Genomic DNA, 19,979 nt, shown 5'->3' on the forward strand with positions numbered 1-19,979 from the left:
TCTGAGACTTGGTTTTATTTCTTGGGAACAACAAGCAAAACCACGAATATTAAACAATATTATCATATTACAATAAATAATATATTTTTAATCAATAATAATTTATTGGAATGCTCATTTTGTTACTCAAGCTTTAAAACCATTTCCTTTTCAACGCATTCAAATCCCAGTTTTTTGTACATAGGAATTGCTTTTTCTTCTCCGTTTAAATAAATCTCTTTAACTCCGATTCTCTTAGCTGTCTCAATTGTTCTACTCATTAGTTCTTTAGCCAATCCTTGACCTCGATATTCTTTAAGCGTGTATACACTAAAAATATAGCCTACTTTACCCATATGGTTATGCAATTTTGGAATTAAGTAATATACGCATAATATTACTATTGAAATTATCTCACCGTCTTCTATTGCAAGATAACACACCATCGAATCACTATTGATGTGTTTTTCAAGATATTCAATAGTTGCTACTCTAAATTCACAGGTCATCTCACTTCCATAAATCTCAAAGAGAAATTCCATTCTGCAATCTACAATTTTAAAAACATCGGCATATGTCGCAGCTCTTATTTCTATAGCCAAATCCTACTCCCCCTATCCTTACTTCGTATAATGCTACTAAATAGTTTCTTAAAGTATCATAAGGATAAATACGTTCAATTTAAGACCCCGCCTTTAACGGAGGGCGAACTGAGTCTATGACAGACTTGGCATCAAAAAGATTCTTTAGAATTGCTTCCTGGTTATAAAGTGCGATCCCGTCAATATGCCTCCTGTCCATCATCATATAATCTGTAGAATCTTTCAGATAGGGTGTGGGGCCCACCGAACAGAGAATATTGAACCCTTGATCGAGCAGGAACTGAAATTTGGGATTCCCAGGCAACACCGAGCTGCCAAACGGATAAACATAGATATTGGTTGGGCCGATCAGCGATCCCACTTCTTTTTTCCAACGCAGTGTGTCTTTCTCCAGACTTTGATAAGACTCCGTCCGGGCATCCAGATGGCTGTAGCCGTGGGAGGCAAACGTCCAGCCGGTTGCTCTTAGTCGTTCGATAATCGCTAAAGCAGACTGCCGTTCTTCCTGATAAGAAGGGGAATCCAAGTCCTGGGTGTTATAACCTAAAATCCCGTAATAACCGGTAAACGCCAGAATCCCCTTGGCTCCCTGGAAGGAAAAGTCGGGATGCTTAGCGACAAAGGCATCGATAATCGGGATAACTTCATTATCATGAGATGTGACTTTCTCTCCGCTCGGGGATACGGAATAAGTCGCCACCTTACCCTCAGAATCCAGAATGAGTTTACTAATCGTCCCATTCGTTGATTTATAATCCGGGTAATTAACATCATCGACTGACATGATGAGCGGTTTCTTGTTGGGAGGAAGCTTTAGCTCTTTATGCACCAAGACCGTTTTCCCGTTCTCTACTTTCTCATCATACAAAGCCTTGAAATCAATCAGAATATAATTGTTGGCATAGATTTGGTCGAAAATCTTCTTGAATTCACTCACAGTCACAAAATACTGATTAAATCCATTGGAATCCGCATCTCCATCAAAGGTCAGGGCCGGATAAGCCAGCAGCGGATGGAAAAAAATATGCTCTATCGGTCCATTATAAGGAACCAACCCAAGCTCTGCTTTCTCAGTTGCCGGTGCTTCCTGAGCTACCTGATACTTATGAAGGTCGCTTTTTATTTGTGCATCATCCGGGTAATATGCTGACATACCGTTTAGGAGTCTGATCGCTTCCTGATAATCACCCTCTTTGCTTACGACCTCTGCTTGAGCTAAATAATAAGAGTACATCTCCGTTGTCAACTTCTTAATCTGCTCTTGGGCAGTCTGATAATCTGCAGCATTTTTTGAGGTAATTTTCTTGTACCATTCTATAGCCTTTAAATACTCCTTAGCGGCATAGGCTGTATTCCCCTTATCGAGACTGTCCCGGTCAGCCTCAGACTGAATCGCCCGAGCTTCATCTTCAATTTGCTTATCCTTTATGGCTTGCTGGGACTTTTGCTCCTGTTCCTGCAGCGCATCCGGTTCTGTCTGCGAAGGGCTTTGATTCTGTAATACGTATTGGTTATACACGATTGGCACGGTAATACCTGTCAATACAACAAATGCCAGGAGAGCTATGATAATTGTCTTATGTGCGGCAAGGTTCAGTTTTGTTTGCAAGATGATCATTCCTTTGGCTCAAAATTGATCTGCGATATTTCTCTATTTTAGTATAAAATTCGCCATAAAATCGTCATCTCCTGTTACCTCGAACAAAAGGGGTTGAATATTTAGCCATAGGACTTGTCCTCCAAACCCCAGCAATTTGAAGCGCGAATTAAAACCTCTCCGCTATTGGCTGGAGAGGCTTTAATTCGCGTTCGATGTATTGTGAGCTTGCTCTTTTTGGGGAAAATTAAAGTGCAGTCTCACAATAAGATAGAAACTTGAGTCGCTCTATCTTAAAGTTTGAATTTGCCAAGATTTCTGGCCAAAATTTAATCGTTACAATTAACTCATTCCTGTTATTGTCGGATAATTTTTTCCAAGGTACTAGTAAAGGGTGCAATTTTCTCTCTTCATCTATAATAGTATCTAGTTTCCATCCAGCTTCCTTTTTTTGAAGTAACCAACGTTCATGCTCGTATTCAGCTAAAGTCATTAATTCACGTTCAGTAAATGTTACAGCTTCGAGCTTTTCCTTAACAGAGATAATATCGTAATCGATCCTATGCAAAGCATCAGGAATATGCTTTATTTGTTCGTATATAGACTCTTTGTGTTCATTACAAAGAGTTTCCCATGATTCTATACAATTTGATTTTGATTCGTTCTTATCTTTGATCAGCAAAGTATGCCTATGAAGATCCATTGCCAGACTTTCAAATTTCTCACTATAGAAAGCATCATGCATTAAACGACGTAAAAATTGTTCTTCATCAACATGTAATTTTAACTGTTCTTTAGAAGGCAAGTGTGATTGCTCCCATTTTTTACTGTCGGTTAGCATACTCATCTCTAAGATGGCTTCCATTGATCTTGATTCATGCTTATATCGTGTAACTTTGAGCATTGCTCGTAAAATACCATTATCTATTTGAGCTTCACCTCGCTCATTTAATAGATGAGGTACTTTGCGTTCTAGTAGTGATCGTAATAGCATTGCTCTACGAACAATGAATAATTGATCCTTCTGTTCATCTGTTTGATTAGGTCCGAGAATATTTACGTACCCTCTTAGACGACTTACAAAGTCTGGACCTTTAGCACTTTGAAAGTCTATTAGAAATTGTTTATGTTCCAATTCATCCGTAATATCTTCTCCGCCAAATTCTTTAAATGTACTACTGGTGCCACCGGCAAATACAAAAATAGCTTTTCCAATAGGATGTATAGAATCGCCTTCTTTAAATTCCCCATCCTGCATAGGTGCTAAGAAATACTTTAGCCAGCCCAGATTCCCTTCAAAAGCCGAATCAAATTCGTCAAAAAATATTAGTGGAACCCTTCCCTTCAGGCAAAGGTCTCGGACTTTATGGAAGGCCGCAAATAAGTCCTTCACTGATTGAAATTGAGATAAATTAAAATTCAATTTATCCGTAAAATCAGGGGCAATACTGGAAGCTACTTCTGCTACCCCAAAGGATTTTCCGGACCCTGGTGTTCCAAATACAGCAATACACAGCGGACGAACCGTATTTTTCGTAGAAATATACTCCGTCATTAGGTTTTTGATGCTTCGATAACCCTCAATTTCTGCCCTGTCAACCGTTTTTAATTTGCCAAATTGTGCTATGGGTATAAACTTGAGGGCACTTTTTTCACCACTTTTGACGATATTATAAGCTATGTCTGCTAAACTACTAGAACTCTTGTCTTTAATAATATACCAGTCAGTCTCATAGTCTGAAGTAGTATTTGTATCACGTATTAGTACATCTTGAATATGCTCTTTGCAGACAAAATCGTTTTCGACTTCCTTAAATATTAATGGATTAGGAAAAGCGCTTTCCTCAATATTTTCACCAAAACCATAAACGAAATACTTTTGCGCAGCAACAATGCCTTCGCGTATACCTTCCCCTATTGATTTACTAAGTTCTTCATTATTACAAATTCCTGTAGCTATCTTACGGGACAGCGCAGCAACAAAGCAAGAGGTTAGTCCAAACATTTTGCCTTGATTGTCTTTGATAAAACCTCCTTCAAATTCATACGTTAAGAAATACAATTGAGATTCCGCTACTCCTTTATTTTGATAATATATAGCACCTTCAAGGCCAAAAGGTACTATAAGATGATGACAGTGGGCAAGGAAGGCCAGGTCTGGGTTATGACTGATTTGCCACACAAAATCCTGCGCCGTTTTTTCCCAAGAAAGACTTTTACTAATATTTACTCCTTTTGCTCGTAAATCATCACTATTGATAACGACAATGGTATTTTGAATATGGAAATCTCTTATATTATGCCAAAGCTTACTAGAACTGGTGGGATGATTCACCTTATATATTACAATAGGTGATTTTCCAGGTGTTTTTATTGCTAAAGGCCAGAATTCTTCGTTAGCATTAAAACCGTTATTCTCATCATCCAATATGACCATATCTGCACTTTGGTCATCATCTATGATCGGTAGTAACATAGGCATACCAGAAGTCAGTCCTGTAAATCCAAGATAGCGACTGATGCGGTAGACTTTGTGATTATCATTTTTATTGAGAGTTTCAGGAAAAAGCTCTAACTCAACAGTAGAACGAAGAAGTTCTTTGGGCAACGCAGCTTCGATGTCTTGAATTTGCGGTGAACTTATTGAAGCCTGAGTTGCTAGAGTTACAAACTTTGACAAAAGTAGTGCCTCTCCATTTTTAAAACTATTGTGGACATGTGGATAAGACTGCCAATTCAAACCCTGAGTACACTGTTGATCAGTTCTCCACTGTAATAAATTTACACATATGTCTCCTGACACAACAATTTTAAAACATATATTTCCCATAGTCCAAACCCCTTTAACATTAGAATAATTCTATTTTATATCATAATTATATAATAAGTTTGAACTCATTCATACTGCGCTTTTGTCAATAAGCTATTTCTTTTACCAAACTTTTGCAGCTGAATTTATGCAGTTGTACACGGACAACCTTTGCGGTCTAATCATCAACGAGAAAAATGTACTCTTTCACCCGCTGTACAGAAGGGTTAAAGAGTACATTTCCTGTTTATATTTCAGCAAAGGGGACTGGTGCGTTGTTTGGTAAGGGAATCATTTTATTTCCCTAACCTCTTTCTCTGATATTCCTACAATTTCAGAGATTACACGAATATCCATTCCCCTATTTAATAAATTTTTGGCCACTTCCAACTTATTCTCTCTTATGCCTTCTTTTATACCTTCTTTTATACCTTCCTCTTTACCTTCTTTTATCGCTTTCAGTAGCCTCAACTCTGCTTCTCTTATAGCTGCCTTCTCATCTAAAACCGCTTTACGTCTTGCGAAATAAACTTCTCGCACTTCAGGATCTGCACTCGATTTTTCCCATTCTTCCATCGCTTGATTTAACACAGGATCTTGCATTGCGATCTCCTCCAAGGTCTTAAATATTTCTTCATCGTCTGAGCCCTCCAAAAGGAATAACCAACGTACTAAGGCGTCCTCCCAAGGACTAACCAACCTTTCTCGCCACTTTACCAGGAGTTTAGGCAATTCCATAAAATGTATTTCCAGTGCCTCTGTCAGTTCAAAACACTCTTCAATCTCGAAAAGTCTAAATACACTATGGTAATTCCTTGTCTGTTTAATGTAATTAAAATCTAAAATATTTATCGTAATTGTCTTTGCTAACTCTTGGTATGCCATTCCTTCGTGCATTTGATGAGTGTACATTTTTGCCCAGTAAAAAAGTGTTCGTTTTTCCATATCATATTGGTTTGCCAATTGGATTTCAATATTAACTTGAACTCCCTCGGCTGTCACTGCCCGGATATCTAGCAAAGATTTTTTATCTTCTTTATATTCTTTGTTAAGTTCAGTATTCAATAAAACAACTGTTGTAATTTGATCTTCCTTAGGAAGTTTGAGCGTAGCATTTAAGAACGCTATAAGAATCCTCTCGTTACCCAGTTTGCCAAAAATAAGCTTAAACGCATAATCTACCTTCAGATCGATTAACTGTCTCATAACGATATTCTCCCCAAACTTTGATATACCTTAATCATACCATAATATGGGGAATCAGTATATTGTCAGAGGGCGGCTTGGGTACAAAAATACCTGTGGAACCCTTAACTGATTTTTTTGTGCCTTCTGTCTCATGATTCCGAAGATAGGCCTGCATGATTTGATCTCTCCTGTCACATAGAACAAAAATTTGGCCCCCGAATCCCATCTAAAAGGGTCCATCTGAGGTCCAAAAGAATCCAAGACCTACGAGCGCGCAGAAAAAACTCTCCGCTACTAAAGGCACAATAACCGCGCGCGATGTTCCTCGTTTTCGATAATAGGAATTTGCACTTCAGTAATATAGCTCTTACTGTCCCGCTCTACAAATTGGTCAATGATATTAAAATTGATCGTAATATCCGATAGATCTAGATCCTTACGCGCATCACGAATGCGGCAGGCACTTTCACGGATGTGCTCATAAGCCCCCTGATGATAACCGCAGAGAAAACTTCCAGCGGGTATAACGGGAAATCGCAGAAAATCGGCTCTTTCTTTCTGCAGGTTAAAGTTTTCTCCATCGTCGAACAGATATGCACCGAAATATTTAGAATCATCTTTATAAAACACAACGGTCGGATTGAGGTAGAACGAATCATCTCCATATAGCAGCTCCTCTCCGCCGATAGCAAAATAGTGCCGCTCGGGGAATTCCTTGATTGAGACGCGCTCCATGTCAACATTCGGCAATTCTTGCTCGATGAAATGGATTTTCTGCTGAATCGCCCTGTCAGTATTAAGCAAGTTCTCTGCTTTTTCCCTTAAAATACACGACTGCTTTTTAAGCTGCTCTAGCGTAAAATTAATATCGCAGGACTCTAAATAGGAGGAGTGGATCTCCTTGAGGGAATAGCCCAGGCGATGCAGGTAACGTATGGCCGCCAACTTATATATCTGGTCGAACCGATATCGGCGATAGCCGTTCATTGGATTCCGTTCGGCCGGGACCAACAGACCGATTGAATCATAATAGATGAGCGTTTGCACATTTAAATGAAATAATGCACTGATTTCACCAATGCTAAGAGTCTCTTTCATATCATAATCCTTCCTTTCGCTGCGCCAAGACACAAAATATGACGCCGGAAGATCTGCGTTCCTCCGACGTCATATTTTGAACCATCGTAGTGACGGTTAATCAGTTTCGTCATGCAAAGGTTGCCGATGAGATCATTATATCTATCAATAACCGGACAGGCAATCCTGTCGGGTTCTGACATTATTCGGGTAGCAAAAACCCGAGCTATGCTGAGTCGCTTTACCGTTTATTGCGTTCGTAGGGGACACCCAGTGCAGCCGGGTCTCGGCTTTTACCAATCGATAAACACAGTACGATTACGGCAACGACATAGGGGAACATGCTGAATACCTGCGAGGGAATCGGAATGCCCAAGGTTTGGAGATTGAACTGTAGCGCCTGGGAAAATCCAATCACCATGGCTGCCGCAAAAATTCCGAACGGATTGCGCCGTCCCAGGATTACCACCACCAAAGCAATGTAGCCTCTACCGGAGGTAACGTTCTCCATGAAGAAACCGAGCTGTCCCAGCGTTATACTTGCTCCCCCCAATCCGCCCAGCACACCGTTGACAAAACAAGCGAAATAGCGGACTACAACCACGTTAAGGCCCGCGGAGTTCGCTGCCTGCGGATGTTCCCCAACTGCCACCAGATTAACGCCCCACTCCGTCTTATAAAAGAAAATGGCCGTCAGGACAAGGCTGATCAGTGCAATATAGACAAACAAATTCTGATTGAACAGGGCCTCGCCGATTATCGGGATGCGCCACAGCAGGGGGATTTTCACCTCACTAAGCACCGCGCAAGAAGGGATGGTTGTCGCTTGGCCAAATACCATCAAAAATAGGAAGCTGGTAAGGCCCAGTACCATAAAGTTGAGCGCCAGACCCACAATGGTCTGGTTGGCTTGACAATGGATGCTTAATACGGCATGGATCATGCTGACCATGATGCCGCCCACGATACCCGCTAACAGACCTAATAACAGATTTCCTGTAAAAAACGAGACGATAAAGCTAAAAAATGCTCCAGAAAGCATAATTCCCTCAACGCCAATATTAATGATCCCGGCTTTCTCAGAAATAGCCTCTCCCAGTCCCGCTAAGATAAGGGGGGTTGCCATCCGAACAGAGGCGATTAGATATACCGAAACAAGCGCAATAACTTCAGAATCCATTGTTTGATCCTCCTATTCGTCTGTTAAAAGACGGCGGAATATACGTTTACGTGCCAGAATTAATAAGACGACGACTCCCATGATGATGGATGAAATGGAGGTTGGCACACCAGCCATGCGTTGCATTCCCAGTGAACCAACCTGAAGCGCCGCAATGCCCAGAGCGGAGATGACCACGCCTATCGGATGGTTCTTCCCCAGCAGCGCGACGATGATAGCGATATACCCATAGCCTGGTGAGATACCTTCAATCAGCTTATGATGCAGTCCGGTCACCTCGCACACACCGGCAATTCCTGCAAGGCCACCGCTTATCAACGAGGAACGGAGGATGTTTTTATAGACCGAAATGCCGGAGCACATACAGGCCCTGGGATTGAGACCCACCGCCCGCATTTCGTAACCTGCGGGAGTCTTCCAAACCAGTAGCCAGATGATGACTACGCTGATCAGAGCGACCAATAAGCCTGCGTGCAGCCGTGTAGAGCTCAAAATGATCGGTAACGTCGCAGCGTCAGGCAGAAAAGCCGACATCGGTAAAGCACTTGATGGGTCCTTGAGCCAAGTACGCACCAAAATGCCGACAATACCTAGGGCAATATAATTAAACATCAGCGTGGTGATCACTTCCGAGATCCCGAACCTCGCCTTTAAAAATCCCGGAATAACTGACCAAACGCCGCCAAAAACAAACCCGCCCAGGATCACCAGCGGAATCATAACAATGGCCGGCAGATCATGCATCCAGAAAGCAATGCCGGTAACGGCAATGGCACCCATGTAAAGTTGCCCTTCCGCGCCGATGTTGATGAACCCGCTACGGGAACCGACTGCCACGCCTAATCCTGTCAAGATCAATGGCGTCGCTTTCACCAACACCTCGGAAGCCGAATAAAACGAGCCGAAAATTCCGGATAAAAAGCCGGAGAACGCCTGGTCCACGTTGCTGCCAACCATAAGGATTAGCAACATGGTGATTAACAACGTCAGGACAGCAATGCCGAGAAACGACAGAAGTGTTCCAAACCGTTTCATAGTGATTCCTCCCCTGCTTCAGACGTTCTCCCGGCCATCATAAGACCGATATGGGAGAGATCCAGTTCTTTCGTGTTAGGGAAGATCCCCATAAAGCGCCCTTTGTAAATCACGACGATCCTGTCACTCAGCAAGAGGACTTCCTCCAAGTCAGCTGAGATGAGGAGAATACTGCACCCTTTCGCCCGCCGCTCGAGAAGTTGCTGTTGGACGAACTCCGTCGCACCAATATCCAGCCCGCGTGTCGGCTGAAGGGCCACGATCGCTTTCGGGTCACCTGCCATTTCACGCGCTAGGATCAGCTTTTGCTGGTTTCCGCCAGACAGGTATCGCAGAGGAGTATTCAAGCCCGGCGTTTTGATTGCATAGTCTTCCACTACCTTTTGGGTGTCTTCCCGCACTAGGCGGGCATTGATCAGTCCGTGCTCAATGAAGCGGGGGTCAGTGTGTGTTTTTAAGAGTATATTGTCCGTGAGGTTCATGTCCATCACCAGGCCGTCCTGCTGACGGTCGTCTGAAATATAGCCCATTCCCAGCTTCTTGTGTTCAAGTACGCTCATCGAACTTATATCCACGCCGCCCAGTCTGATCTTGCCACTGCTATGTTTACGGATGCCCAGAATCACCTCGACAAGCTCCTTTTGCCCATTGCCATCAACCCCAGCGACGCCGACGATCTCCCCTGGTGCAATCCGCAAGGACAGCGAATCGAGTCGCTCCCTACCGTTTTCTGTCAAGGATACGTCCTCGAGCACCAGCCCCTCGCTGCCAGCGTCGGGCACGATGGGCTCCCGCTGGATACTGTGAAGCTGACGGCCGATCATATACTGCGACAGCTCCCGCTCGGTAAAATCGCGGGTTTTCGCCGTCACTATATTGTTCCCATCGCGTAGAACCGTGACGCGGTCCGTGATGCTCATGATCTCGGGGATGCGGTGGGTAATGATGATCACCGAACGGCCGTCCGCGCGCAGTTTACGCAGTACCGCAAAAAAGTATTCTGTCTCTTGCGGGGTAAGCATTGCCGTGGGCTCGTCCAAGATAAGCAGTTTTGCATCACGGTAGAGAAGTTTAATAATTTCAACTCTTTGCTGTTCGCCCACGGACAGCGTGGAGATGTATGCGTCGACATCAATCTGCAATCCGTATTTTTTCGAAACCTCCGTAATGGCCGCATTAAGCGCCTTACGGTCAGGAAACGGATGCCCTTTTCTCCTGAGCCCAAGCGTGATGTTCTGCGACACGGTTAGGGTAGGTACCAGCATGAAATGCTGATGCACCATACCTATATGGCAAGCAATAGCATCCCTGGGTGACGCAAAGGAGACCGGTTGCCCTTTCCATAGAATATCGCCGGAATCCCTTGTGTAGATACCGTACAAAATGTTCATCAGAGTGGTTTTCCCGGCACCGTTTTCCCCTAAGAGCGCATGGATCTCTCCAGGCTCCAGATCGAAACATACCTGATTATTGGCCATTTTCCCGAAAAAAGATTTGGTGATGTTCTTCATGGAAAGCAAAGCCATAGATTCACCTCCTAAATAAGAAGAAGATGTTTCACTGGACAGTTTGCGCCTGATACCGGCAAAATCCGTGCCGTTTCTTTCAGTTCGCAACCCTAGTCCACCGAGACATCTTCCCCATTATATAGTTTCCTATTTTGTGGATTTCTCGATAACTGGGATGATAAGACTCCCATCGATTATCTGTTTCTTGGTATCTTCGATCAGTTTTTTAGTAGCTTCAGGAATTTTGCTCTCGAACGAATGATACGAGGAAATATCGACGACTTTCTCCTTCATGCCCAAGTGAGTCACGCCACCTTTATACGTACCGTTTTTTACTGCTTCAACTGCGGTTAGAATGACGGTCGGCATATTATACACCGTCGAACACATGACAGTGTTACTCGCAATTGAATTCTGGTCGTATGAATTACCACAAGCCAATATACCTTTTTCCTCCGCCGCCTTGATGGCACCGGTGCCCGCCTGGTTTGCGACATGGTACAGGACATCCGCATCCTTACCGATCATGGACAGGGCCGCATCTTTGCCAGCGGAAACATCGGTGAACGAATTTAAGTAGATTTCATAGACCACTATATTGGGGTTTACCTTTTTCGCTCCCAGCTTAAACGCCTCAAGCTCCTTGACAATGGACGGTTGCTCCATACCGCCGATGACACCGATTTTGCCGGTTTTGGACATCGAACTGGACAGAATACCCATCAGATATCCCCCCTGCTCACAGCTCATCACATAGGAAGCCATATTTGAAGCCTGTGAATTGGCCTCAGTTGCCATGAAATGGAGATTAGGGAATTTTTTAGCCACACTGACTGCTGGATCTCCAAACTGGAAGCCGTGCCCGATGATCAAATCATATCCCCGTGACGCATAATCATTATACGCTGATTCAGCGTCAGCGACCCCTACATTTTCCGTATAGGTAGTCTCCAACCCGAATTTAGATTCAGCGGCCTTAAGTCCCTCTAAAGCTGTGGCATTCCAGCCCTGATCGTTCGCCGGACCGGAAAGGAGTAGCGCAACTTTCATTTTTTTCTGCTCACTTGATGCTGGCTGCGCGCTGCTGCAACCCGTTAACAGGATCAACATACACATAAGAAGTGCAAAACCTTTAAAAATTTTCATGTGAAATTCCCCCTCATTTCTTTATAGTTCTTATTTTTAGCGGAACGCTTCACATTCATTACGAAGCACCCGCGTGCAAACCTTTTCGCCCTGTTCGGACAGTGCTTGTTCGTCAACACCCAACAGTTGACCGTCCCTGAACACAACCTTGCCATTAACCATCGTCAGCCAAACTGGGCCCGTGACACCGGCCCGCGCCAGAATATTTTTCGGGTCATGCAGGGTACCCGTCAGTTCCAGCACCCCAGTGTTGATCATAAACAGGTCAGCAGCATTTCCAACCTCCAGCGACCCCAATTTCTCGCGTCCCAGCGTTTTTGCGCCGTTAACCGTGGCAACTTTCAGCAATTCGTAGGGTGAAAGGCACCCTCCGCGCGCTTTACTATGGTAGGCCTGCATCAGATAAGCCATCCTGAGCGAATCGAGCAGACTAGAACTGTCATTGGTTGCGGAACCGTCGCATCCCAGGCTAATGATCACATTCTCTTTCTGTAAGGCCTTCATATCAAGTATCGGAAAACCGCCCAGCACCGCTGGCGCCGGACAATGGGAAACGCCAGTGCCGTTTTGTCCCATCACCTTGTATTCGTCGGGTTGCAGCTCCCAGCCATGAGCAATCCAGACGTCCGGGCCGATAAAGCCGATTTCCTCGCACCATTCAAGCGTTCGCTTACCCCAGCGCTCCTGCATAATGTTGTTTTCGCCCTCACCAAGATGGGTATGCAGGCGAACACCCTTGGTTCTGGCCAAAGCGACCGATTCCTTGAATGTCTCAATGTAGCTGTTAATCGGTTGGCAAGGCGCCACTACGATTTGATGCATTGAAAACGGTGCCGGATCATGATACAAATCAATCAGACGCTCGCAGTCAGAAATGAATTCGTCAGTCGTTTCCAGCATATTGTCGGGGATTGTGCTTCCTTTGCTACGAGGGAGTGTATTGGTGCCTCTACCTGCGTGATACCTGATGCCAAGTTGTACAGCCGCTTCCATCTGCCGGTCGACCAACAACTTGCCCGACGTGCGTGTATAACAATACTGGTGGTCGAAAGCGCAGGTGCATCCATGCTTGAGCAAGTCTCCCATGGCGGTCAGTGAAGAATAATAGATGACATCGGAATCAATCTTTTGAAAAATACGATAGATTTTGTCCAACCATTCGACCACCAGCATATTGGGATAATCGATCGTCATCAGGTTACGGACAAAGGTTTGAAAAAAGTGGTGATGCGTGTTGATTAGGCCGGGATAAATGAATTTATCACGCCCGTCGATTACTTCAGCGTCCTGCGACGGTAAATTCTTGCCCATCTGTATAATCTGTGGTCCCTCGATAAGCATATCGGTATCATAAAACACTTGGTCTGCAACATCACATGTCACAATGGCCCGCGCATTTTTAATTAGAATTCTTTTTCCCATCGTTATCTCATAGCCTTTCTATTGATCGTTTTAATTCTTCCAATGTTTCTGGCAGCCGTTTGCTTTTAATAATTGCTTCATATTACTTATCCTACACCCTATAGTAACTATAGGGTCAAGTAACTTGTTTCACATTGTAGCTGTTACGGTTGCTCTGCAAAGACCTCTTGGACGAGTCCATGAAAAACAAGGGGACAGGGTGCGTTGTTTCTGATTAAAACAACTACCTGTCCCCTACCTCTTCACTGATTGTAACCTCCCGTTAAGTGCACATTTTCTACTTATTTCACAAAGATATGCGAATGATACCCTACCTGCATGCAAGGTAGCAACCAAAGCTATTAACATAACATTGCGTCTGTGGAAACTCCTCGGCAGCTTTATTACATTTTTACCGGATAAGATTTGTATAGTTTATTTAGCTACTTTCCTCTGTGGACCAGTGTAACTTCTATCTTCCTGCCAATACTTTGCTAAGTACTTTCCCTCCTGTTCCCCAGTTATCCATCTCGTTTTTCAAAGCAATAAATTTGTTCCATCTGTCCGCAATTTTCATCAGAACAGGCTATTGCTATTGCTATGAATTAAGCAAAAACAATAAATATATTATTTAAATTACCTCTTTACTTATAAAATATTCTAGTTTATAATAATTATTACAAACGTATAATTTTTCCATTTTCACTTCACTTCACTCACGTAAATGCCGAGCCTGAGCATTTCACTGTCGAATCCCGAGTAAATTTATGTGTTAACAGAGTTATCAAGAAAGTTTAACAGTGTTAATTAGTTAACACTGTATACATATAAACTTGCTATTATCTATCTCAATGTTTCACCTTGCCATGGTTAAGAAAAAATATTAAAGGAGGATTTCTTTATGACATCATATCTTAATGAAGTAAAAACACAATTTACGAACCGAAAAGTGGCTTTTCTAGTCATTATTTTCACAGTTGTAAGACTAATCTATGGCTGGGCATGGGTTCAATCTGCATCACACAAATTAGTATGGTTTTCAGATGGTAAACTTAATTCGGCTGGGAAAATTGAAAGTCTCATTACCAACATAGCAGGCCCAAAAGTTACTAGTTTCGATCCGCTTTACATTAACAAAGCCTTTGCTTGGGTTGCTCAAAATATCTTTTTAGGTATGCCAGGAGTGACTGATACCTTAGTAGTAACTTTTGAACTTTTAGTGGGCTTATCTATGCTACTAGGATTTCGAATATTCTGGTTCGCTCTTATTGCAATGTTCATGAATGTTCAGTTCCTAGCTGGTGGATCATTTAATAACTTCGGCTATATTTGGACTAACTTAGCCTTTCTCAAATTTGCTCAATATGCTGAGCTTCTTGGAGTCGATGGATTCCTGAAATATAAACGAAATAAGGAATTATTAGGAAAAGGTAAGCGGGAACTATCAGCTGCTACAGGAAAGTAATTAGAAATTATAGGTCTCACACTCCCCAGCTGCCTAAAACAAGGTGCTCCGCGTTAAATGCGAAGCACCTTGTTCTTTATTGTCCCCGAGGTTTTATTACCATGCTAAGAGCATCTCAACTTCTCGTTCAACCCACCTAAAGGTAACGAGAATCCACTTGTCTAAAGTTGTTTTCTGGTACCGCTAAGAGTCTATCTATGGTTTCAATCATCTCTAGCTTATCGTTAGGCAGGTTCCCATTAATCGGAGCAAAATTCGAGACATGATCACTGAGTAGCTCGAAAGGCCCTTCTAAGTTAGCAATCAGAAGACGGGTTTCCCTTAATGCTTCGTAGGGACTAAGCAGGAGAAAGCGTCCTTGTTGGTGGTCTTCGTAAAGGGGCGTCCCTTTCCAAGGAACATAAGTACGTAACCGTACGAAATCTGGGGTAAAGGCATTGAGTACCCGGGCACTTTCTAAGGCATGTTCTTGGGTACGTTCACGTCCACCAATCCCAATGAGGATATATTCGCTCAGTTCAATACCGGCCTCTCTCACCTTGAGACCTTCTTCAATCATTTCAGAGGCTGTGAAGCCTTTATTAATGCTACGAAGAACTTCGTCATCCCCACTCTCCATTCCCGAATGTATACGGGTTAAACCTGCCTCTCTCAGAAGGCGGAACTCATTGAGTTTTTTTAACTTAAGGAATTTCGCAGAGCCATAGACAGTCATACGTTTCAAATCGGGAAACATTTCCCGGGCATAGTAAAGAATGTCTATAAGCTGGTCTGTTTTCATTAAAATCGTGTTCCCGTCGGGGAAAAAGATCGTTCTTACTTTGTCGCCATGATAATCTCGGGCCATCAGTAGGTCCTCTTTTATATCTGCCACCGATCGGATCCGAAACTTGGTGTTCCGATACATACCACAAAATGTACAATTATTATGGGGACAGCCGATAGTCGCTTGAATCAGCAAACTTTCAGCTTCACTGGGTGGACGATAGACGGTTCCTTCGTAACGCATGAAATCACTCCCCTCGCAAAGTCTATTTGCTAACAGTTGTCGATGGAGTTGTCGCAGGGACGGGGTTAGGCCTGGCGTGACATCTACCATCGCGTTATATTTAGTTGCAATATGATAGTTAAATTTTACCACATTAATTATAGCATTGTTCTAGGATTAAACATAGAGAAACTAAAAAGCAACTTATCTTCGTGCGAGATTAGTTGCTTTTTAGTTTATAATTTTAGTCCCCTTTTCAAGAAGAACAGCGATACTTCTACCAATTTCTGGTCTTTCAGCAATACTATATCCTATACTACGAGCCAAATTTACACAATCTTAAATCCTTTTCCTTTACATGCCCTTTTGTTCAGAAATTAGAAGCTTGCCACCTCATCCGCCGGGGGGGAAGTCGCTGATAATATTTAGGAGCAAGCTCAGACCTCTAAGAATGTAGACAAATGATCCCTTTGGCACTCTTCCCAAGGGAAACTCAATTTGAACTAGAGGAAAGAGTTAGCAGGTGCTAGCCTCTTCCTCTAATTGCGATAAGGTTCTATGCAGACCCTGTCTTTGAAGTAAAACCCCGGCTAAAGCTGGGGTTTTATTTGTCAATTCACTGGTCTATTAAGCGCTTCCCCTTATAGAGCCGATGGTCGGAATAGTTTGCTTGCATATAAAATTAAATGCTCAGCTTTTGACGTTAATTCACTGTAACAACTGGTCGCGCCTCAATATACCCTCTATAACCCATCGGGGCAAGTTGAAATCTCGGTGCTGCTTCAGGTGCCCAGTTATATCCGTAAATATTGGGGTTGAATTTTTCGATGTGCTTCCAAATTTCGCCGATAGCATCCATGAAATCATCGTCGTTAAAAGGTTCTCCTTGAAAAACCATCATCTTGCAGGGTGGCAAATCAATCAGATCATATCCATCAGGAACCGAATTGTTGTAGTCAAGCGGTAGCTCCACACCCTGCACATATTGGGAAGTACCAACTTTAATTAGGTGTTTTGGTAGCCACATTCCAATTGGTTCATAAATTGCTTCTTTAACACTAGAAAGCATAGACCACACATCACAGCCGACTTCTTCGCAGTATGCAAAATAGTCTGTTGCTTTGATTCCTCGCTTTAGAAGTACCTTTCGGGCAGGACGTTCAATAATTTGCACGAATACTGTTTTGGTTGCTTTTTTCTCACTCATATTTATTGCTCCTTTATGAAATGCTCGGTAGGTATCGAAAACTCTTGCAGGCATAAAAAGTTGTATAGGCGGAGTGTTTTGACTGTATCTTTTTGGGGGTAAGCCAAACTCTTTTGAAAAAGCACGAGTGAAGCCTTCGTGAGAGTCAAATACAAAATCCAAGGCAACATCTATTATTTTTCGTTCCTCATCACGAAGAACAAGTGCTGCTCTGGTTAATCTTAAGGCACGAATATAATCAAAGGGTGTTCTTCCAGTTATATCTTTAAAAATTCTCGCCGAGTACCATGAAGAATATCCAGCTACATTTGAGAGTTGCTTAAGTGTGATCTCTTCATATATATGGGCATCAATATAATCCTGCATTTTTTGCACTGCCATTACTGTTTCAACCTGATTCATTTTCTCACCTCCTCGTGTACAGCATAAGTCAAAAGAAGCAATAATTCTTGACCTGGATTGCTGAGTTCAATCACAGAGCCTCAAAGCTTTGTTTTCAGTGTATCAAAGGAAATCATCACAATGTTTTATGTGATACGCACTTAGGTCCACTCTCCATGGATGTCATAAAGGTATATCTCTTGACTCAAATAGTCCCGAAAGAACTCTTGGTCTTTAATTCTCATTCTGATTGGGATCACATCTGGGGCAATTGCGCTTTGAGGGCACCAAGATCATTGGGCATGAAACGACAAGCAGGCGCATGCAGGAGATCGGAGACTATGAATTGAACCATATAAATCTCGCAGCTTAAAATTATACTCATAATTTTTTGAGTAAGTTTGCTGATACCCTCATTTCACCTAAGCTGATCCATTAGGACGTTAAAATCCTCAGCCTTACAGGTGCCGCTGGAGAAGTGATAAATCCAGCGCTACTGAAACGACCAGTTCGTGATCTCTCCAGTTTTCAAATCGATCCTGGCAAAGCCAGTCGGTCGACGGAGCTTATCAAGCCATTATATCATGGCTTTCTTCCACCTCGATTATATTATTGGATTGTTTTCTGAAACTAAACCAGGCTAGCGGTAAGCAACCAAAGGTAGGCGAATGCAACATGGCAATTTCAAGCTTAAAATCATTACAAACAAACAGACAGCCCGCAAGCAGGCCGCCCAATAATCTCCAAGATACATCTGTCATAGGCTCTATAACTAAGAAATTGCTTCTGAAACAATCCTAACGCCCGCACTTGCTCCAATCCGAGATGCCCCAGCTTCAACCATTTTAAAGGCGTCTTCGTAGGAACGAATTCCACCTGAAGCTTTCACACCCATTGTTGGCCCAACCGTCTTGCGCATCAACTCAACCTGTTCAACAGTAGCGCCACCACTGCCGAAGCCAGTGGAAGTCTTTACGAAATCCAAGTTAGCTTCTTTCGCGAGTTGACAAAGCTTAGAAATTTGTGCCAAGCTCAGGTAGCAAGTTTCGAGAATGATTTTTATCAGGATGCCGCTATGTTTTTGCTTAAGTCCAGCAAACTGTTCCATTTCAGCTTTAACCACAGCGTAGCGCTCGTTAAGCACATCGCTGACATTGACAACATAGTCCAGTTCAACCGCACCTAATTCTATCGCATCTTCGGCCTCGAAAATCTTAGTTCTAGTCGTATTTTGTCCCAACGGGAATCCAATCACCGTACAAACTTTTACATCGGAACCCGCTAAGCGACTTTTTGCTAGAGCAACATAGGACGGGTTAAGGCAAACAGAGGCAAACCCAAATTTTTTGGCCTCCGAGCATAAAGCCTCCACCTCTTGATCTAGAACATTAGGTTTGAGGATAGTATGATCAATCAGTTTGGCGAAATTCACTTTCTTCATTCGACAACTCTTCTCTGTTAGATATTTAAACTAAATTATAGTTTATCGACTGCTTTAAAAGCCAGTACTTCGTCAATGGTTGGCATCGCTGGTGAGGTCCCCACCTTAGTGACAGACAACGCTGCAACAGCATTGGCGTGGATAATGGCCTCACCAAGCGCTTGTCCGGAAGCTAAGGCATAGGCCAAACCGCCATTGAAGGCATCCCCGGCGCCCGTTGTGTCCAGGGCTTGCACCTCAAAGCCGGGGTAGAGCTTGCCGGACTCTCCACCGTGATAGTAATAGCAACCCTTTTTACCCAAAGTTATTAAGACATTAGGCACGCCCATGACATAGATTGCTTTGGCAGCTTGAAGCGCGTCCGCTTCAGTATCCACCTTTAACCCAGTTAGACTACAAGCTTCAGTCTCATTAGGGGTAATGTAGGTAATATCTTGGAGAATTTCCCGAGGGAACTCATGGTAAGGTGCTGGATTCAGAATCACCGGCACTCCATGGCCTTTGGCCAGAGCAACGGTTGCGATGACTGCTTCATTACTCGTCTCCAACTGCACCAGTACTATATCGGATTTTGCGATGACCTGACTTGCTTGAGTCACTTCTTCTGTAGTAAGTGTGCCGCAAGCACCAAGGGCCACCACAATCAAGTTATCTCCGTTGTCATCCACCGCTATGAGCGCTGCTCCAGTTGCTTCGACCGGGTCCACAAAGACGTATTGCGTGTTGATAGTTTCTTTAGTAAAGTTTGCTCGGGCATAAGCCCCAAATTCATCGTCTCCAACTTTTGTGACCATATAAACCGCTGATCCTTGCCGGGCCGCCGCCACTGCCTGGTTCCCGCCTTTGCCCCCGGGACCCATTTTGAATGGGCCACCGAGGACAGTTTCACCAACTTTAGGCATATGGGGGGTCCTGCTCATTAAATCAGTCACATAGCTGCCGACGACGGTAACTATTCCTTGACTCATAATTAGC

General features: G+C 43.4%; 15 protein-coding genes. 1 reads left to right on the forward strand and 14 read right to left on the reverse strand.

Annotation, left to right across the window (positions count from 1 at the left end; all coding sequences use genetic code 11):
* Positions 1-122: 122 nt before the first annotated feature.
* From E4K67_RS07160 to E4K67_RS07205, 10 genes are all read right to left on the reverse strand, one after another.
* Positions 123-581, reverse strand: a complete 459-nt coding sequence (locus E4K67_RS07160; RefSeq protein WP_135545720.1) for a GNAT family N-acetyltransferase — start codon at positions 579-581, stop codon at positions 123-125.
* A gap of 79 nt (positions 582-660) precedes the next feature.
* Positions 661-2,190 (reverse strand): polysaccharide deacetylase family protein, encoded by a 1,530-nt coding sequence (locus tag E4K67_RS07165; RefSeq protein ID WP_135545721.1) that lies wholly within the window; start codon positions 2,188-2,190, stop codon positions 661-663.
* A gap of 235 nt (positions 2,191-2,425) precedes the next feature.
* Entirely contained in the window at positions 2,426-5,008 is a 2,583-nt protein-coding gene (locus tag E4K67_RS07170; RefSeq protein ID WP_135545722.1) for a RyR domain-containing protein, read from the reverse strand.
* Between the two features lie 270 nt (positions 5,009-5,278).
* The gene (locus tag E4K67_RS07175) at positions 5,279-6,193 is read right to left on the reverse strand and encodes an Rpn family recombination-promoting nuclease/putative transposase (RefSeq protein ID WP_199242481.1); all 915 of its coding nucleotides are present in this window, start codon (positions 6,191-6,193) and stop codon (positions 5,279-5,281) included.
* A gap of 276 nt (positions 6,194-6,469) precedes the next feature.
* A complete protein-coding gene (locus E4K67_RS07180; protein ID WP_243454357.1) occupies positions 6,470-7,306 on the reverse strand; it encodes a MerR family transcriptional regulator in 837 nt (278 codons plus the stop codon).
* Between the two features lie 187 nt (positions 7,307-7,493).
* Positions 7,494-8,432, reverse strand: coding sequence for an ABC transporter permease (locus E4K67_RS07185; RefSeq protein WP_135545724.1), 939 nt, complete (start codon positions 8,430-8,432; stop codon positions 7,494-7,496).
* A 12-nt stretch (positions 8,433-8,444) separates the two neighbouring features.
* Positions 8,445-9,467 carry an ABC transporter permease gene (locus E4K67_RS07190; RefSeq protein WP_135545725.1) on the reverse strand — a complete coding sequence of 341 codons (1,023 nt, stop codon included), beginning with the start codon at positions 9,465-9,467 and terminating at the stop codon, positions 8,445-8,447.
* On the reverse strand, positions 9,464-10,993 hold the full coding sequence (locus E4K67_RS07195) for an ABC transporter ATP-binding protein (protein WP_135545726.1): 1,530 nt from the start codon (positions 10,991-10,993) through the stop codon (positions 9,464-9,466). Before E4K67_RS07195 ends, E4K67_RS07190 begins: the two co-directional genes overlap by 4 nt.
* A gap of 129 nt (positions 10,994-11,122) precedes the next feature.
* Complete coding sequence (locus tag E4K67_RS07200; RefSeq protein ID WP_243454358.1) at positions 11,123-12,025, reverse strand: BMP family protein; 903 nt, start codon at positions 12,023-12,025, stop codon at positions 11,123-11,125.
* Between the two features lie 132 nt (positions 12,026-12,157).
* On the reverse strand, positions 12,158-13,543 hold the full coding sequence (locus tag E4K67_RS07205; RefSeq protein ID WP_135545728.1) for an amidohydrolase family protein: 1,386 nt from the start codon (positions 13,541-13,543) through the stop codon (positions 12,158-12,160).
* Between the two features lie 880 nt (positions 13,544-14,423).
* Here E4K67_RS07205 and E4K67_RS07215 point away from each other — a divergent pair.
* The gene (locus E4K67_RS07215) at positions 14,424-14,987 is read left to right on the forward strand and encodes a DoxX family protein (RefSeq protein WP_135545729.1); all 564 of its coding nucleotides are present in this window, start codon (positions 14,424-14,426) and stop codon (positions 14,985-14,987) included.
* Positions 14,988-15,123: 136 nt separating this feature from the next.
* Here the strand turns inward: E4K67_RS07215 and E4K67_RS07220 are convergent, their stop codons facing one another.
* The 4 genes from E4K67_RS07220 to rbsK all read right to left on the reverse strand — a co-directional run bounded on the left by E4K67_RS07220 (position 15,124) and on the right by rbsK (position 19,972).
* On the reverse strand, positions 15,124-15,996 hold the full coding sequence (locus tag E4K67_RS07220; protein ID WP_135545730.1) for a radical SAM protein: 873 nt from the start codon (positions 15,994-15,996) through the stop codon (positions 15,124-15,126).
* 682 nt (positions 15,997-16,678) lie between these two features.
* Complete coding sequence (locus tag E4K67_RS07225) at positions 16,679-17,584, reverse strand: helix-turn-helix domain-containing protein (RefSeq protein WP_135545731.1); 906 nt, start codon at positions 17,582-17,584, stop codon at positions 16,679-16,681.
* Positions 17,585-18,335: 751 nt separating this feature from the next.
* Positions 18,336-19,004, reverse strand: a complete 669-nt coding sequence (gene deoC / locus E4K67_RS07240) for a deoxyribose-phosphate aldolase (protein ID WP_199242482.1) — start codon at positions 19,002-19,004, stop codon at positions 18,336-18,338.
* A 35-nt stretch (positions 19,005-19,039) separates the two neighbouring features.
* Positions 19,040-19,972, reverse strand: a complete 933-nt coding sequence (gene rbsK, locus E4K67_RS07245) for a ribokinase (RefSeq protein ID WP_135545733.1) — start codon at positions 19,970-19,972, stop codon at positions 19,040-19,042.
* Positions 19,973-19,979 lie beyond the last annotated feature (7 nt).

The sequence above is a fragment of the Desulfosporosinus fructosivorans genome (assembly GCF_004766045.1).
Lineage (GTDB): Bacteria > Bacillota > Desulfitobacteriia > Desulfitobacteriales > Desulfitobacteriaceae > Desulfosporosinus > Desulfosporosinus fructosivorans.

Bases quoted from the DNA above. Each gene is read 5' to 3' on its own strand.
- E4K67_RS07215 (WP_135545729.1), top strand. From the start codon at position 14,424: ATGACATCATATCTTAATGAAGTAAAAACACAATTTACGAACCGAAAA.
- E4K67_RS07175 (WP_199242481.1), bottom strand. From the start codon at position 6,193: ATGAGACAGTTAATCGATCTGAAGGTAGATTATGCGTTTAAGCTTATT.
- E4K67_RS07190 (WP_135545725.1), bottom strand. From the start codon at position 9,467: ATGAAACGGTTTGGAACACTTCTGTCGTTTCTCGGCATTGCTGTCCTG.
- E4K67_RS07195 (WP_135545726.1), bottom strand. From the start codon at position 10,993: ATGGCTTTGCTTTCCATGAAGAACATCACCAAATCTTTTTTCGGGAAA.
- deoC (WP_199242482.1), bottom strand. From the start codon at position 19,004: ATGAAGAAAGTGAATTTCGCCAAACTGATTGATCATACTATCCTCAAA.
- E4K67_RS07205 (WP_135545728.1), bottom strand. From the start codon at position 13,543: ATGGGAAAAAGAATTCTAATTAAAAATGCGCGGGCCATTGTGACATGT.
- E4K67_RS07225 (WP_135545731.1), bottom strand. From the start codon at position 17,584: ATGAATCAGGTTGAAACAGTAATGGCAGTGCAAAAAATGCAGGATTAT.
- E4K67_RS07220 (WP_135545730.1), bottom strand. From the start codon at position 15,996: ATGCGTTACGAAGGAACCGTCTATCGTCCACCCAGTGAAGCTGAAAGT.
- E4K67_RS07200 (WP_243454358.1), bottom strand. From the start codon at position 12,025: ATGAAAGTTGCGCTACTCCTTTCCGGTCCGGCGAACGATCAGGGCTGG.
- rbsK (WP_135545733.1), bottom strand. From the start codon at position 19,972: ATGAGTCAAGGAATAGTTACCGTCGTCGGCAGCTATGTGACTGATTTA.
- E4K67_RS07170 (WP_135545722.1), bottom strand. From the start codon at position 5,008: ATGGGAAATATATGTTTTAAAATTGTTGTGTCAGGAGACATATGTGTA.
- E4K67_RS07185 (WP_135545724.1), bottom strand. From the start codon at position 8,432: ATGGATTCTGAAGTTATTGCGCTTGTTTCGGTATATCTAATCGCCTCT.